This window comes from Herbaspirillum sp. C9C3 (assembly GCF_013359625.1).
Lineage (GTDB): Bacteria > Pseudomonadota > Gammaproteobacteria > Burkholderiales > Burkholderiaceae_D > Herbaspirillum.
Genome location: NZ_JABFMQ010000006.1, coordinates 59,656 through 76,050, shown reverse-complemented (window position 1 = coordinate 76,050; position 16,395 = coordinate 59,656). Strand labels below are relative to the sequence as shown.

Genomic DNA, 16,395 nt, shown 5'->3' with positions numbered 1-16,395 from the left:
AGACGCGCCCATGCTCATCACCATCCCTCAGCTGCTGGACCCGCAAGCCCTGCAGCACGTACGCAACTTGCTGGACCAGGCGGGCCAAGCCTGGGTGGATGGACGCGTCACGGCGGGCTACCAGGGTGCGCCGGTGAAGTTCAACCAGCAGATCGACGAGCATTCGGAGGTCGCCCTGCAATGCCAGCGCATCATCGTCTCTGCGCTGGAGCGGCATCCGCGCTTCATCAGCGCGGCACTGCCCAACCTGATCTACCCGCCCATGTTCAATCGCTATGGCCAGGGCATGCACTTTGGTGCCCACGTCGACGGCAGCGTGCGCATCCATCCGCACACGGGACGCAAGCTGCGCACCGACGTTTCGGCCACGCTGTTCCTGGCCGACCCGGCTGACTACGATGGCGGTGAATTGCAGATCGACGACAGCTACGGCATGCACAGCGTCAAGCTGGCCGCCGGCGACATGGTGCTCTATCCGGCCACCAGCCTGCATACCGTGACACCGATCACGCGCGGCGTACGCATGGGCTGTTTCTTCTGGATTCAAAGCCTGGTGCGCGACGATGGCCAGCGCCAGATGCTGTTCGACATGGACAACGCCATCCAGCGCCTGAACCAGACCGATGCCGATGCGCTCGCACGGCGCACCCTGGTGGGCTGCTACCACAACCTGCTGCGACAATGGAGCGAGACCTGATCGCTCCTGCGCCGGCCCAATGATTGATATCGTTTATCGGAAGTAGCGCGGATCCATCTTGCGGAACACCCAGGCCGAGATCAGGGTGATCGCGCCCACGATCACGAAGGTGATCTGGAAGCTGGCGTTGGTCGCCGTGCCCGCCTCGTTCTTGAACAGATTGACCATGGTGCTGCCGATGGTCACTCCCAGCCCGATGGCCAGCATCTGCACCATCGAGAACAGACTGTTGCCGCTGCCCGCATCTTCCTTGCGCAGCCCCTTCAAGGTCACACTGTTCATGGCCGCGAACTGCATCGAGTTGGAGGCGCCGAAGACGGCCAGTTGCACGATCGACGCCGCCAGCGGCCAGCCGGGCGTGATCAGCGCGAAGGAGACGATGGACAGGCCGACGATGGCCGTATTGACCAGCAGGAAGCGGTCATAGCCGAAACGCTTGACCAGCGGGGCGATCCACGGCTTGGCGATGGTGCCGGCAATGGCCGCCGGCAGCAGCAGCATGCCCGCATGCAGCGGCGAATAACCCAGCCGCACCTGCAAGAGCAGGGGCAGCAAAAAAGGTACCGCCGAAGAACCGATGCGACACACCAGGTTGCCCGCCAGTCCGATGCTGAAATTGGGCTCACCAAACAGACCGAGCCGGAACAGTGGACGCGGATGAACGGACGCATGGCGCCAGTAGACCAGTACAGTCAGCGCTGCCAGACCGAACAGTCCGATGCTCCAGCCAGTACGGTTGTGATCGAAAGGCACGTCCAGCGCCAGCGAGAAGGCCACCATGCAGGCGGACAGCAAGACGCACCCGATCAGGTCGAAGCGAAGTGGACCGGCAAGCTTGTCATCGGGGAGAAAGTACAGTACGGCCCCCATCCCCAGTACACCTACAGGCAAGTTGATCAGAAAGATCCAGTGCCAGGACAGGCTTTCCACCAGCCACCCGCCCAGTACAGGGCCGACCACCGGCCCAAGCTGCCCGGCAATCGAGATCGAGGCCAGCGCGGCAATATACTGCGCGCCCGGCACGGCCCGCAACACGGCCAGGCGTCCGACCGGCAGCAACATCGATCCCCCCAGCCCCTGCACCACACGCGCGGCCAACAGCAATGGCAGCGTCGACGCCACCGCGCACAGCACCGAGCCCAGCGCGAACAGCAGGATCGCCGCAAAATACACGCGGCGCGTGCCGAAACGGTCGGCCAGCCAGCCGGAGGCCGGCGTGAGCGAGGCCATGGTCAGCGTATAGGCCACCACTACCGGGTGCATGTTCAGGACCGGTTCGCCCAGGCTGCGCGCCATGGCGGGCAAGGCGGTGTTGACGATGGTGGTGTCCAGCGTCTGCATGAAGAAGCCCGACGCGACGATCCACAGCAAGGCACGCTGGGTCACGGGATCGTTGAGAGAGGCGGGGGCGGGCGTGTCGCGAAGACGCGGCGGCAAGTTGGCGGACATGGCGAAGTCGAAGTGGGAATGCGCTGGCGAAAATACGGCGGGGACACGTCGCTCGCAAGCATCCGTGTCCCCGCGTACTACCGCCACATTCTACGCCTTGAGCGCCTTCTCATCAGAAGGCCTGCGGACGCCACTTCAGCAGGCGTCGTTCCAGCGCATGCAGCAGCCAGTCCGCCGCCAGGGCCACCACCGCCAGCACGATCATGGCCGCGAACACGCCGCTGGCATTGAAGGCGCCCTGAGCAGTGGAGATCAGCAGGCCAATACCCTGTTTGGAACCGAGGAACTCGCCCACCACGGCCCCCACCAGTGCAAAGCCGAAGCTCACGTGCAGGCTGGCCAGGATCCACGACAGCGCCGAGGGAACCACTACCGCCATGGTCACCTGGCGGCGCGAGGCACCGAGGATCTGGGCGTTGGCGATCATGTAGCGGTCAGCCTCGCGTACGCCCTGGAAGGCATTGGCGAACACCACGAAGAACACCATCACCACCGCCAGCGCCACCTTGGAGGCCATGCCCAGGCCGAAGGCGATGACGAAGATCGAACCCAGCACCACGCGCGGAATCGAATTGGCGATCTGGATGTAGAGGCTGAAGACATCCGAGAGCAGCTTGTTGCGCCCAAGGACGATGCCGGCGATGACCCCGGCCACCGAGCCGATCAGGAAGCCCAGCACGGTCTCTTCCAGCGTCACCAGGACCTGGGTCCAGAGCGAACCCTGGGAAGTCCCTTCCACCATCCAATCGTAGATCTGCGCCACGATCAGCGAGGGCTGGGAAAAGAAGAACGGATCGATCCAGCCGATACGCGCGCAGACTTCCCAGCCGCCCAGGACGATCACCAGGATGGCGATGCGCAGGCCGATCACCAGTTGGTGACGCGCGCGGATCTTGCGTTGCGCCTCCGCTTCGACGGCGGCGATGTCCATCATCGGGGCATTGTGGCTTGCTTGTGCTTGTGTCATGGGATTCCCCTGTATTTCAGAATTGAATAGGCGATGTACGTACGCGCGTCCAGGCGCATCACGCGATGTGGACTTCCTCGCGCAGATCGGCCCAGATACGGCGCGAGATATCGATGAAGCGCTGCTCGTAACGCACCTCCTCCATCACGCGCGGACGCGGCAGATCGATGGGGTAGACGCTCTTCAAGGTGGCCGGACGGGCGGTGAGCACATAGACCTTGTCGGCCAGGGCGATGGCTTCCTCCAGGTCGTGGGTGACGAACACCACCGAGCCCGAATGGGCCGACCACAGGCGCAGCAGTTCATCCTGCATCAGGGTGCGGGTCTGCATGTCGAGCGCCGAGAAGGGTTCATCCATCAGCAAGATCTCGGGGCTGTTGATGAAGGTCTGGGCCAGCGCCACGCGCTTGCGCATGCCGCCGGAGAGCTGGTGCGGATAGTGGTCGCCGAACTTGTCCAGACCCACGCGGCGGATCCATTCGTCGGCCAGGGCATGCGCCTGTTCCTTGGACTGGCCACGGAACATCGGACCGGCGGCGACGTTGTCACGCACGCTGCGCCAGGGGAAGACGGCGTCGTTCTGGAACACGAAACCGATGCGCGGATCGATGCCGTTGACCGGCTGCCCCATCACCCGCACCTCGCCCACGGTGGGCTTGAGCAGGCCGGTGATGAGCGAGAGCGTGGTCGACTTGCCGCAACCGGTCGGGCCGACCACGGCGACGAATTCACCGCGCGCCACGCTCATGGAGAAATCACGCAGCGCCACGGTGGCCTTGCCATCGGCGGTAATGAAGCGGCAGCTCACGTTGCGCAGTTCGATGGCCGGCGTTGCCTGGGCGGCCTGGCCGGCGGGGGTGAAGGCCTGCTGGTTGATGGCGTTCATCGTGGTGCTCTTTCGTAGCTGAAGGTTGAGTGCTGCCCTGACGCGCGCAAGCGCATCATGGCGTAGATCATTGACGGGATCGATCGAATGCAGGAAAGGACTGGCCAATGCTCACTGGTCACTGGCCAGTCCCGGCTTCATTTCACGGTGCTGACGAATTCATCCGTATAGGTCTTGGAGAGGTCCACATGCTTGCCCTTGACGTTGGGGTTGAAGCCCGACAGCACGGCCAGCACGGTTTCCGGGCCGCCCTTGGGCATCTTGCCGTCCTGCGAATACATCGGCAGCGAATTGCTCAGCGCCTGGACATACAACGGCTTGTTGTTGCCGTAATAGTCCTTGGGCATCTTGTCGGCGATCTGCTCGGCGGTATGGGTGTTGATGAACTTGAGTGCCTTGACGAAGGCGTGCGCCAGCTTCTCGGCCTCTTCCTTGTGGCCGTTGAGCCAGCTGCGCTGCACGTAGACGCTGGAGGCCGGATACAGTCCGCCCAGCGCCTTGACGGTACCCTCCACGGTACGCATGTCGATGAGCACCTTGGCATCCCCCGTCTTGAGCAACTGCGAGACGGTTGGTTCGGTGGTCATGCCGGCATCGATGCGGCCCTGCTTCATGGCGGCGATGAAGGTATTGTCGGCGCCCACCGGCAGCACCGAGAACTGCTTGGAGGTGATGCCCTCGCGGGAGGCCAGGTATTGCGTCAGGAAGTTGGTGGACGCACCCAGTCCGGTCACGCCCAGAGTCTTGCCCTTGGCATCGGCCATGCTCTGGAAGTGTGGCGCGGCCTTGCTCGAGACCAGTTCCACTTCACCCGGCACCTGGCCCAGGATGGTGATGGCGGTGACTTCCTTGCCCTTGGTCTGCAGGTCGATGGAGTGATCATAGAAACCGACCACCGCCTGCACGGCACCGGCCAGCAGTTCATTCTCGGCATCGACCCCGGCCGGCTGCGACTGCAGCTCCACGTCCAGGCCCTCTTCCTTGAAATAGCCCAACTGTTCGGCCAGCTTGGCCGGCAGGTAGATCATCTTGTTGATGCCGCCCACCATGATGGTGACCTTGGCGGCAGCCGACGCCTGAATCGGCATGGCGGCCAGCACGGTGCCGGCAACGGCCAGCGACAACAGGCCACGACGGAAATTTTTGTTCATGTCAGCTCCTCGAAATGGATGCAGCAGCCCGCGAATTCTACGGGGTCTTCATATAGACGGCGCAATTCACTGTGCCGCGTCGACAAACTCGTTGGTATAGGTCTTGGCAAGGTCGATGTTCTTGCCCTTGATGTTGGGATTGAAGCCGGCCATCACCTTGAGCACCTGCTCGGGGCCACCGGCGGGCATCTTGCCATCAGGCGAATACATCGGCAGCGAGGCCTTGAGCGCCTGCACGTAGATAGCCTTGTTACCGCCGTAGTAATCCTTGGGCATCTTCTCGGCGATGTCTTCGGCGGAATGGGTCTGGATGTACTTGAGCGTCTTGACGAAGGCGCGCGCCAGCTTCTGCGCCTCGGCCTTGTGGCTGTTCATCCAGGAACGGTGCACATAGACGCTGGAGGCCGGATAGAGTCCGCCCAGCGCGGCCTTGGTGCCCTCCACGGTGCTCATGTCGACCAGCACCTTGGCCGCACCCGAGGCCAGCAGGATGGAGGTGGTCGGTTCAGTGGTCCAGGCCACATCCACGCGCTTCTGCTTCATGGCGGCAATCAGGGTATTGCCGGCACCGACGGGCAGCATCGAGTAATCGCCCGACTTCAGTCCGGCGCGGGCGGCCAGGTATTGCGCCAGGAAGCTGGAGGACGAACCCAGCCCGGTCACGCCAAGGGTCCGCCCCTTGAGGTCGGCCATGCTGTGGACACTGTCAGCCAGGTCGGCGCGCACCATCTCCATGCCGCCGGGTACCCGCAGCAGCTGGGTGATGGAGGTCACTTCCTTGCCTTTGCTCTGCAGGTCGATGGAGTGGTCATAGAAACCCACCACCGCCTGCACGGCCCCGGCCAGCAGTTCATTCTCGGCATCGACCCCGGCCGGCTGCGACTGCAGTTCCACGTCCAGGCCTTCGTCCTTGAAGTAGCCCAGGCTTTCGGCCAGCTTGGGCGGCAGGTAAATGAGCTTGTTGATGCCGCCCACCATGATGATGATCTTGTCGGCCGCATGGGCCTGCGGGGCGATCAGGCCGAGCGTGCAGGCGGCCATGGCGCCGATGGCCAGGGCGCGCACACTACGGCGCAATGGGGCCGCGAGCGAACGCGGGAACACAGGGGTATCGTGACGCATTATGATTGTCTCCATATTTTTTGGGGTGGGATGGTCTGTCGCCATCTTCACTTCTTGTAGACTTGCGGGCCTATTCTAAGAAGCCGAAACCTTCATCCAGCTTTCCAAATTTCGGCTTTTTGCTTTGCAGTGCAACAAAAAGAACGTCAAGAACAAGAGACCAACGCATGAAATTGCTCCTCATCGAAGACAATCCCCAGCTTGCCCACTGGCTGGAGCAGATCCTCAAGGAACACAAGTTCAAGGTCGATATCGCCGCCGATGGCGAGATCGCCGACCAGGTGCTGCGCGACGAGAATTACGATGTCGTGCTGCTGGACCTGATGCTGCCCAAGCTGCACGGCAAGAACGTGCTGCGCCGCCTGCGCGAGCGCCACAACGGTGTGCCGGTGATGATCCTGACGGCCAGCGGCTCCATCGATGAAAAGGTCGAGTGCCTGGGCGCCGGCGCCGATGACTACCTGGTCAAACCCTTCGAGATCCGCGAGCTGGTGGCCCGCATCAAGGTGCTGGTGCGCCGCCAGACACCCGACAAGGCCGCCGAGATTCATTGCGGTGACCTGGTCTATGACAGCAATACGCGCCAGTTCGCCATCGCCGGTGCCACCCTGGCGCTACCGGCACGGGAGCATGACGTACTGGAAGTGCTGATGTTGAAGCAGGGCAAGACCGTATCGAAAACGGCGCTGATGAAGGGTGTCTTCAGTCTTTCCGAAGAGCCCAGCGCGGACGCCATCGAAATCTACATTTCGCGCCTGCGCAAGAAACTGGAACACTCCAGCGCAGCCATCATGACCCTGCGCGGCCTGGGCTACCTGTTGAAGCAGAAAGATGATTGACAGCCTGCGCCTGCGCCTGCTGTGGTGGCTGCTGATCCCGATGGCGGTCTACGTGGGCTTGTCCACCAGCGATGCCTATGACAACGCCGTCTCCAGCGCCACCCTGGTGCAGGACCGCGCGCTGCTGGCGTCGGCCCGCATGATGGCGGGCCAGGTGGGCTGGAATGATGGCGCGCCGGTGGTCTCAATACCGCCTGCCGCACTGGAACTGTTTGCCTCGCCGGCCCAGGATGCGGTGTATTACCAGGTGCGCTTGGATGACGACACACTGCTGGCAGGACGCCCGGACTTTCCCGCCCGGCCTGACTTTGCGGCACTCTATCCGGTCTATGCCACGACCACGTTCGAAGGCAAGCCGCTGCGCGTGGTCAGCTACATCCGCGCGCTGTTCGACGAAGGCACGCTGCGCATGGTGGCCGTGTCGGTGGGCCAGACCATGCAGGGACGCCAGGAAATGATCGCCGACCAGTGGCATGCCTCGCTGCGTCGTCAGATCGTGCTGCTGTTGCTGGCCATCAGCCTGGTGGTGCTGGGCCTGACGATGGAACTGCGCCCCCTGCTGGCGCTCAAGGATGAACTGACCACGCGCGAGCCAGACTCACTCACGCCGCTGCGTGCCGGCGGTCTGCAGCAGGAATTGCGGCCCATCGTGGAAGCCATCAACCAGTACATCTTCCGCCTCAATGCCCAGGTGACGGTGCAGAAGCGCTTCGTGGCCGATGCCGCGCATCAGTTGCGCACGCCCCTGGCGGTGATCGATTCACAGATCCAGTTCGCCCGCCAGCTGGACGATCCGGCACGGGTCAAGGAAGTGCTGGCCGCGCTGCAGGACAGCAGCCGCAGCATGACCGACCTGACCAACAAACTCTTGCTGCTCTCGCAGGCCGAAGCCTCCAACAGCATCGCCTTCCCGCGCGCGCCGGTGGACCTGATGGCGGTGGCGGCCATGGTGCTGGAAGAACTGGCCGGGCTGGCCCTGAAGAAGGGCATCGATCTCGGGCTGGAGAGCACGCTGGAAAGCGCCATGGTCAACGGCAACGAGGCGCAATTGATGGGCCTGTTCATGAACCTGATCGACAATGCCCTGCGCTATACGCCGCCGGGCGGCAAGGTCACGGTGGGGCTGGCACACAGGCGCGGCCAGGTCGTCATCACCGTCACCGACAATGGCCCCGGCATTGCGGCCGAGGTGCGCGAACGCGTCTTCGAACGCTTCTATCGCAATGCCGCACCGGACCAGCCGGGCTCCGGACTAGGGCTGGCCATCGTGCGCGAGATCGTGCAGGCTTCGCAGGGATCGATCCGGCTCGACGCGCCGGCCGGGGGGAGCGGGCTGGTGGCGACCGTGAGCCTGCCGGCATTGGAAAGCTGACGCCTGGGCGCGCAGCAATACAAAAGCGCGCAGCGCCCAATACAAACGATCAAAAAGTATCAGCCCGCGGCACGCTTTTGGCGTGGAGCGGCGCGCCCTGCCCTCGTACTCTTGCTCCTGCCCTCAAGGCAAATGGGGCTGCGCAGTGTCCCCCGCTGCACCGGCACCCGCCTGAACGATAAAAAAACCAGGAGACAAACCGTGAACAAGATCCGCTTGGGCGCCGCGTGCGCCGTCCTTGGCGCTGCCCTGCCCTTGGTGGCATCGGCGCAGTCCTGCAATGTCCCCGTGCTGAAGGTGCTGGCGCAGAAGAGCCTGGGCCTGACCGTGATGGAAAAATCGCTGGCCGATTACCAGAAGCGCACCGGCACCCGTATCGAGATCAGCTACTTCGGCGAGAACGACCGGCGCGCCAAGTCGCGCCTGGATGCCTCCACCAGGGCCGGTTCCTACCAGGTGTATTACGTCGACGAAGCCAACGTGGCCGAGTTTGCCTCGGCGGGCTGGATCGTGCCGCTGTTGAAGTATTTCCCCAAGGACGCCGACTACCAGGACTTCCTGCCCGGTCGCCGCGCCGTGGCCAGTTACAAGGACGTGGCGTATTTCGCACCGCTGATCGGGGGCTCGGACTTTCTCTTCTATCGTCGCGACCTGCTGGAAAAAGCCGGGCTGCCGGTGCCACGCACGCTGGACGAACTGGTGGCCGACATCAAGAAACTGCATTCTCCCCCGAACGTCTATGGCTGGGTGGCACGCGGCCAGCGCGGCTCGGGGATGAACGTCTGGCGCTGGGCGCCCTTCATGCTGGCGCAGGGCGGCCAGTGGACCGACAAGAACAACCAGCCGGCCTTCAACTCGCCCGCTGCGGTCAAGGCCACGCAACTCTATGCCGAATTGTTCAAGTACGCGCCCCCGGGCGCGGCTACCTATGACTGGAGCAATGCGCTGGAAGCCTTCCGCTCCGGCAAGGTGGCCTTCATGATCGAGTCCACGCCCTTCGCCGACTGGATGGAGGACAGCAGCAAATCCAGCGTGGCCGACAAGGTCGGCTATGCGCGTCCGCCCGCACCGCTGCCTTCGGCCGCCTACGGCCACGGGCTGGCCATTTCCGCCGTCGGCGCCAAGGATGAGTGCACCCGCCAGGCGGCGGGCAAATTCATCGCCTTTGCTACCGGCAAGGAACAGGAACAGGCCCGTCTGCGCGAAAAGGTCTTCAGCGACTACAACCGCACCAGCACCATCCAGAGCGATTACTTCCAAAAGCACGTCAAGCCGCAAATCCTCGCCGGCCTGAAGGACACCACGCCGGTCTCCAGGCTGACCATCTGGCCCAGCCCGCAATGGCCGGACATCGGCGACAACCTCGGCGTGACGCTGGAAGAAATCTTCACCGGTACCCGCAAGGATATTCCGCGCGCCCTGGACGAAGCCGCGCAGTATGCGCAGGACGCGATGGAACACGCGCGTAAATAATTTACTTCATTCAATCGCGTTACACGCTGCAGCCGCCCTATTCCCTTGCCGGACCAGGGCGGATTCCGGAGTCCTGCATGTTCAATCGTGGAAAGACCTCGCTGCCCTACCTGTTCCTCGGCCCCTCACTGTTGGTGATGTTGGTGCTGGGGCTGGTGCCGACGGTGGCGGCGATCAACCTGGCGCTGAAAAATCGCGTGCTGCGCTATCCCGACAGTGACTATGTCTGGCTGCGCAACATCGAGCGGCTGATGTCGGACCGGCGCTTCCTCAACGCCATCGAAGTCTCGGCCATCTGGGAAGTGGTCACCGTACTGGGTGCGGTGGCGCTCGGCATCCTCATCGCCATCTACCTGTTCGAAAACGTCCATGGCAAATGGCGCCAGGCCATGTGCGTGCTGCTGATCACGCCGGTGCTGCTGCCGCGCGTGTCGGCCGCCTTCATCTGGAAGTTCATGTATTCGCCGCTGACCGGCATCCTGGGCTGGCTGCTGGGGCTGGTGGGCATCCATGACACGGCCTTCCTGTCGGACCCGGTGCTGGCGCTCTATGCGGTGGCCGCCGTGGATATCTGGCAGTGGGGACTGTTCTTCGCCGCGATCGTATTGAAGCTGCTGGAAACCTTGCCACCCGAACCGCTGGAAGCGGCCCGGCTCGATCATGCGCGCACCTGGCAGGTGTATGCCTATATCGCCCTGCCGATGTTGAAGGCCCCGCTCATCAGCCTGGTCTTCATCAAGATGGTGGAATCGCTGCGCTCCTTCGACCTGATTTACGTGATGACCAAGGGTGGGCCGGGCGTGGCCACCGAGACGCTGGACATGTATGCCTATGCACAAGGCATCGGACTCTCGGGCAAGGTCTCCTATGCCTCCACCATGGCGGTGCTGATGATGGTGGCGACCACACTGATCTTTACCCTGATCTGGAAACGGGTGAGCCAATGGGAAGATTGATCACACGCTGCGCCATCTGGGGCGTGGGCATCCTGCTGGTGCTGGTGGCGGTGTTTCCGCTGTTGTGGGCGCTGCTCAATTCCTTGAAGACCTTGCTGGACATCGTCACACCGACGCCGCGCTTCATCTTCACACCCACGCTGGGAAACTATCGCCAGGTCATCGGCAGCCCGGAAGTGCTGGTGGGCCTGAGCAACAGCATCGTCATCGTCGGCAGCGCCGTGCTGCTGGGTACGCTCATGGGCGTACCGGCGGCCTACGTGATTGCGCGCTACCACGTGCCGGGCAAGCGCGACATCCAGTTCTTCCTGCTCTCGCTGCGCTTTCTGCCGCCGGTGGCGGTGGCCATTCCGCTCATTGCGATCTGGGTCGATCTGGGACTGTATGACACGCGTTTCTCGATGATCGTGACCTACCTCCTGACCACGCTCTCGACCATCACCTGGCTCTCGATTCCGGTATTCCAGCGCATGCCGCGCGAGATTGAAGAAGCCGCCACCCTCGATGGCTACGGCCCCTACGCGGTGTTCTGGAAGATTGCCCTGCCCAACTGCGCCGGCACCTTGCTGGGCGGGATCATCTTCAGCTTCGTGCTGGTCTGGAACGAACTGATGATCGCCCTGGCGCTGACCTCCTACAACAGCGCCACCCTGCCGGTGGTGGCCTCGGCCTTTACCTCCATGGGGCAGGAAGTGCCGTGGGGCGTGATCAACGCTTCCACCGTCTTGCTGGCGCTGCCGCCCCTGATCTTTGTCGGCGTGTTGAGCCGGCTGTTGAATTCCATCCTCACCGGAAAATAAGGAGACCCCATGCAAGCCCTCGTACTCGAAGCCACGCGCGAACTGGCTCTGCGCGACATCGACCTGCCCCAGGAGCTCGGCCCGCAGGATGTGCGCATCCGCATCCATACCGTCGGCATCTGCGGCAGCGACCTGCACTACTACACCCATGGCCGCATCGGCCCCTTCAAGGTGGACGCGCCCATGGTACTGGGACACGAAGCCTCGGGCACCATCACCGAGGTCGGCAGCGAAGTCAGCCAGCTCAAGGTCGGCGACCGTGTCTGCATGGAGCCGGGCATCCCGCGCCTGGATTCGCCGGCCACCCTGCGCGGCCTGTACAACCTCGATCCCGCCGTGCGCTTCTGGGCCACCCCGCCCATCCACGGCTGCCTCACCGGCAGCGTGGTGCATCCGGCGGCGTTCACCTACCGGCTGCCGGACAATGTCAGCTTTGCCGAAGGCGCCATCGTCGAACCCTTGTCCATCGGCCTGCAAGCCGCTACCAAGGCACGCATGAAACCGGGCGACACCGCCGTGGTGATCGGTGCCGGCACCATCGGCGCCATGACCGCGCTGGCCGCCCTGGCCGGGGGCGCGGCGCGCGTGATCCTGGCCGATGTAGTGGCGCAGAAGCTGGCGCATTTTGCGCACAATCCGGCCGTCATCACGGTGGATGTGACACGGCAGGCGCTGACCGATGTGGTACGGCAAGTTACCGAGGGCTGGGGTGCCGATGTGGTCTTCGAAGCCTCCGGCCATGCCGGGGTCTACCAGACCCTGCTGGACCTGGTCTGCCCGGGCGGCTGCGCGGTGCTGGTCGGCATGCCGCCGGAACCGGTGGCGCTGGATGTGGTGAGCATGCAGACCAAGGAAGTACGACTGGAATCAGTGTTCCGCTATGCCAACATCTTCCCGCGCGCACTGGCCCTGCTGAGCTCGGGAATGATCGATGTGAAGCCTTTCATTTCACGCAGCTTCCCCTTCTCGCAGGGGATTGAGGCCTTCGAGGAAGCCGCGCGCGCTCATCCTCAGGATGTGAAGATTCAGATCGAAATGGAAGGCTGACCATGGCTGACATCCACTGCCAGGGCCTCTCCAAGCATTACGCCGGCGGCCCGCCGGTGCTGCATCCGCTGGACTTGCGTATCGGCGACGGTCAATTCGTGGTCCTGCTCGGCCCCTCCGGCTGCGGCAAATCCACCATGCTGCGCATGATCGCGGGGCTGGAAGAAATCAGCGGCGGCACACTCTCCATCGGTGGCCAGGTGGTCAACGACCTGCCCGCGCGGGAGCGCAACGTGGCCATGGTGTTCCAGAACTATGCGCTCTATCCGCACATGAACGTCTATGACAATATCGCCTTCGGCCTGCGGCGCTTGAAGCGCCCTGCGGATGAAATCGATCGCCGCGTACGCGAGGTGGCTGCCATGCTCAATCTCGAGACCCTGCTCGACCGCAAGCCGCGAGCCATGTCCGGCGGACAGCAGCAGCGTGCCGCGATTGCGCGCGCCATCATCAAGACGCCCTCGGTGTTCCTCTTCGATGAGCCGCTCTCCAATCTCGATGCCAAACTGCGCGCCCAGTTGCGCGGCGACATCAAGCGCCTGCACCAGCGCCTGCGCACCACCACCGTCTACGTCACCCATGACCAGCTCGAAGCGATGACCCTGGCCGACCGCGTCATCCTCATGCACGGCGGCCGCATCGTGCAGGCAGGCTCACCGGCCGAGCTGTACCGTTATCCACGTACGCTCTTTGCGGCGGGCTTCATCGGCACGCCCGCCATGAACTTCCTCGATGGCGTGGTCGAACGGGACGGCGCCGTGCTGGCCGTACGCTGTGAAGAGCGGCGCTGGATTCTTCAGGATGAAAGGTTTTCACGCCTCACGCCGGGAATGACGGTAAAGTTGGCGGTACGTCCTGACTACGTCCGCATTGCCGACGAGCGGGAAGCCATCCGCAGCCTGAACTGCCCGGTCAGTGTGGAACTGGTGGAGATCCTGGGAGCCGATGCGCTCCTGACCACCCGCTTCGGTCAACAGACGCTGACCGCCCTGGTGAGCGCGCAGCACCTGCCGCAGGCAGGCGAGCGCCTGCACCTGGCCTTCGATGAGCAGGCGCTGCATGTGTTCGATGTACAAAGCGGAGAGAACCTGTCGCTGCCCGCAGCCGCCTGCGCGGCCAGCGGGCATGATGACGGCCCGCATGGCAAGGAGACCAAGCATGAGTCCGGATCTGGAGCTGGTGCATACACGCCAGGACGAATCGTTCAGGGCCTGGGTGCATGACTACCCGCACACGGTGGCCAAGTGGCATTTCCATCCAGAATACGAAGTTCACATCATCACGGCCTCCAGCGGCAAGTTCTTCGTGGGTGACTTCATCGGCGACTTCGCCCCCGGCAACCTGGTGCTGACCGGCCCCAACCTGCCGCACAACTGGGTCAGCAATCTCGGTGCGGGCCAGCAGGTGGCCGCGCGCGACCTGGTACTGCAATTCTCGCGCTCCTTCGCCGACCGCATGCTGGGGGCCATCCCGGAGCTCTCGCCCTTGCAGGATCTGCTGGAGGGGGCGGCGCGCGGCTTGCAGTTTCCTGATGCCCTGGGCAGGTCGATCATCCCGCTGATGCGGGACCTGGCACAGGCCAATGGCGCGCGCCGTGTGGTGCTGATGATGAGCGTGCTGGAACAGCTGGCCTCCTGCCGCGAACGCAGACCACTGGCCGGACCGGGCTACGATCTGGATGCCCAGCGCCACATGTCCTCCACCATCAACCAGGTGCTCTCCTGCATCCGCCAGAACCTGGGCGGCAATCTGCGCGAGAGCGACGTGGCCGAACTGGCCGGCATGAGCGTGAGCAGCTTTACCCGCTTCTTCAAGCGTCATACGGGCTGCACCTTCATCCAGTACCAGAATGGCCTGCGTCTGAACGAAGCCTGCGAACTGCTCATGTGCACCGCACTGAGCGTGACCGAGGTGTGCTACCGGGTCGGATTCAACAATCTCTCCAATTTCAACCGCCAGTTCCTGGCCCACAAGGGCATGCCGCCCTCGCGCTTTCGTGCGCTGCACCGGCTCAACGACGACGTCCGGGCAGTTGCGTAAAGCCCATCCACGTGTACGCAAAGGAAAACGATTTGAGCTATCTCGGCATCGACCTCGGCACTTCCGAAGTCAAGCTCGTCCTCACCGACGACGCCTCCCAAGTCATCGCCACCAGCAGCACCCGGCTGCGCGTGGACAATCCGCATCCGCTGTGGTCCGAGCAGGCTCCGCAGGCGTGGTGGAATGCCACCCTGGACGCCATCGCCGCACTGCGCAGCCAGGCCCCGCAGGACTTCCAGGCACTGCGCGGCATTGGCATCTCCGGTCAGATGCACGGGGCCACGCTGCTGGACCGCAACGGCAACGTACTGCGTCCGGCCATCCTGTGGAACGACATGCGCGCGCATGCCGAATGCGTGGAGCTGGAAGCCCTGGTACCCGACGCGCCGACGATCACGGGCAACCGAGCCATGCCGGGATTGACGGCACCCAAACTGTTGTGGCTGTCGAAATACGAAGCTGCGGTGTACCGCGCCATCGACAAGGTCCTGCTGCCCAAGGATTACCTGGGCTGGAAGCTGACGGGTGAATTCGTCTCCGAGATGTCGGACGCGGCCGGAACGCTGTGGCTGGATGTCGCCCGGCGCGACTGGTCCGATCGCATGCTGGCCGCCACCGGGCTGGATCGCAGCCACATGCCGCGCCTGGTCGAAGGCAGTGACGTGGCCGGGCATCTGCGTGAAGAGTTGCGGCGCGAGTGGGGCCTGAGCGGCCCGGTCGTGGTGGCCGGTGGTGCCGGGGACAACGCCGCCAGCGCGGTGGGCATCGGCGTGATCGAGGCGGGCGATGCCTTCCTGTCACTGGGCAGTTCGGGCGTCCTGTTTGCCGCCACGGCGCGACATGCGCCCAATCCACAGCAGGGTGTGCATGCGTTCTGCCACTGCCTGCCGGGGCAATGGCACCAGATGAGCGTGATCCTGTCGGCGGCGGCCAGCCTGCATTGGCTCGCAGGTGTGACCGGGCAGCCCGTGGCCACGCTGGTGGCGGGCGCGGCGCAACTGACGGCGATGCAGCAGGCGCAGGCGCCGCTGTTCCTGCCCTATCTGAACGGCGAGCGTACGCCGCACAATGATGCGACGGCCAAGGGCGTGCTGTTCGGCATGACACCGGCGCATGACAGTGCACACCTGGCCTATGCGGTGATGGAAGGGGTGGCCTTTGCGATGGCCGATGGCTATGCGGCTTTGCAGGCGGCAGGTACGCTGCTCAACAGCGCAGCCCTGGTCGGCGGCGGGTCGCGCAGTGCGTTCTGGGGGGAATTGTGTGCGACGGCCTTGGGCATTGCACTGCGGCGACATGCGGGGGCGGAGGTGGGAGCGGCCATGGGCGCGGCCAGGTTGGCGAGGTTGGCCGATACCGGTGAAGAGGCGGGCCGCGTGTGCGTGGCGCCCGAGGTACTGGAGTGGTACCGGCCCGACTCGGCAAGGCAGGCACAACTTCAGCGCAGGCTGACACAATACCGGCGTCTCTATCGCGGTCTTGCAGACGAATTCATCGCCTTCTCGCAGTCCTGATGTTGGCTGATGGCTGAGCTCCCATCTACTCCGCGACAAAAATAAAACCAAAGCATTTATCGAAGAAATTCAACAGACTTCA

15 protein-coding genes are annotated in these 16,395 nt (G+C 63.7%); 10 read left to right on the top strand and 5 right to left on the bottom strand.

What is annotated here, in order from left to right:
• The first annotated feature begins 10 nt into the window (after positions 1-10).
• Positions 11-697, top strand: a complete 687-nt coding sequence (locus HNO82_RS08070) for a Fe2+-dependent dioxygenase (RefSeq protein WP_175343331.1) — start codon at positions 11-13, stop codon at positions 695-697.
• Positions 698-730: 33 nt separating this feature from the next.
• Here HNO82_RS08070 and mdtD read toward each other — a convergent pair whose 3' ends face one another.
• The 5 genes from mdtD to HNO82_RS08045 form a co-directional block, all read right to left on the bottom strand.
• On the bottom strand, positions 731-2,146 hold the full coding sequence (gene mdtD, locus HNO82_RS08065; RefSeq protein WP_175343330.1) for a multidrug transporter subunit MdtD: 1,416 nt from the start codon (positions 2,144-2,146) through the stop codon (positions 731-733).
• Between the two features lie 112 nt (positions 2,147-2,258).
• Entirely contained in the window at positions 2,259-3,113 is an 855-nt protein-coding gene (locus HNO82_RS08060) for an ABC transporter permease (protein ID WP_008331071.1), read from the bottom strand.
• Positions 3,114-3,171: 58 nt separating this feature from the next.
• Positions 3,172-3,999 carry an ABC transporter ATP-binding protein gene (locus HNO82_RS08055; protein WP_008331072.1) on the bottom strand — a complete coding sequence of 276 codons (828 nt, stop codon included), beginning with the start codon at positions 3,997-3,999 and terminating at the stop codon, positions 3,172-3,174.
• Between the two features lie 137 nt (positions 4,000-4,136).
• Positions 4,137-5,150: an ABC transporter substrate-binding protein gene (locus HNO82_RS08050; RefSeq protein ID WP_175343329.1), complete on the bottom strand. Its 1,014-nt coding sequence runs from the start codon at positions 5,148-5,150 to the stop codon at positions 4,137-4,139.
• 66 nt (positions 5,151-5,216) lie between these two features.
• Positions 5,217-6,272, bottom strand: a complete 1,056-nt coding sequence (locus HNO82_RS08045; RefSeq protein ID WP_175343328.1) for an ABC transporter substrate-binding protein — start codon at positions 6,270-6,272, stop codon at positions 5,217-5,219.
• A 167-nt stretch (positions 6,273-6,439) separates the two neighbouring features.
• On the opposite strand from HNO82_RS08045, the gene HNO82_RS08040 reads away from it, so the two are divergent.
• The 9 genes from HNO82_RS08040 (at position 6,440) to xylB (ending at position 16,313) form a co-directional block, all read left to right on the top strand.
• The gene (locus tag HNO82_RS08040; RefSeq protein WP_008331081.1) at positions 6,440-7,111 is read left to right on the top strand and encodes a response regulator; all 672 of its coding nucleotides are present in this window, start codon (positions 6,440-6,442) and stop codon (positions 7,109-7,111) included.
• Positions 7,104-8,483: a sensor histidine kinase gene (locus HNO82_RS08035; RefSeq protein ID WP_175343327.1), complete on the top strand. Its 1,380-nt coding sequence runs from the start codon at positions 7,104-7,106 to the stop codon at positions 8,481-8,483. Before HNO82_RS08040 ends, HNO82_RS08035 begins: the two co-directional genes overlap by 8 nt.
• 201 nt (positions 8,484-8,684) lie before the next feature.
• Positions 8,685-9,956, top strand: a complete 1,272-nt coding sequence (locus HNO82_RS08030; RefSeq protein ID WP_175343326.1) for an ABC transporter substrate-binding protein — start codon at positions 8,685-8,687, stop codon at positions 9,954-9,956.
• Between the two features lie 77 nt (positions 9,957-10,033).
• A complete protein-coding gene (locus tag HNO82_RS08025) occupies positions 10,034-10,912 on the top strand; it encodes a carbohydrate ABC transporter permease (protein ID WP_175343325.1) in 879 nt (292 codons plus the stop codon).
• Positions 10,900-11,712, top strand: a complete 813-nt coding sequence (locus HNO82_RS08020; protein ID WP_175343324.1) for a carbohydrate ABC transporter permease — start codon at positions 10,900-10,902, stop codon at positions 11,710-11,712. The genes HNO82_RS08025 and HNO82_RS08020 overlap by 13 nt, the downstream gene beginning before the upstream one ends.
• Positions 11,713-11,721: 9 nt before the next feature.
• Positions 11,722-12,759, top strand: a complete 1,038-nt coding sequence (locus HNO82_RS08015) for an NAD(P)-dependent alcohol dehydrogenase (protein WP_175343323.1) — start codon at positions 11,722-11,724, stop codon at positions 12,757-12,759.
• 2 nt (positions 12,760-12,761) lie between these two features.
• A complete protein-coding gene (locus tag HNO82_RS08010; RefSeq protein ID WP_175343322.1) occupies positions 12,762-13,982 on the top strand; it encodes an ABC transporter ATP-binding protein in 1,221 nt (406 codons plus the stop codon).
• Positions 13,918-14,799 carry an AraC family transcriptional regulator gene (locus HNO82_RS08005; RefSeq protein ID WP_034350823.1) on the top strand — a complete coding sequence of 294 codons (882 nt, stop codon included), beginning with the start codon at positions 13,918-13,920 and terminating at the stop codon, positions 14,797-14,799. Before HNO82_RS08010 ends, HNO82_RS08005 begins: the two co-directional genes overlap by 65 nt.
• A 32-nt stretch (positions 14,800-14,831) precedes the next feature.
• Positions 14,832-16,313 (top strand): xylulokinase, encoded by a 1,482-nt coding sequence (gene xylB, locus HNO82_RS08000; RefSeq protein WP_175343321.1) that lies wholly within the window; start codon positions 14,832-14,834, stop codon positions 16,311-16,313.
• The last annotated feature ends 82 nt before the right edge of the window (positions 16,314-16,395 follow it).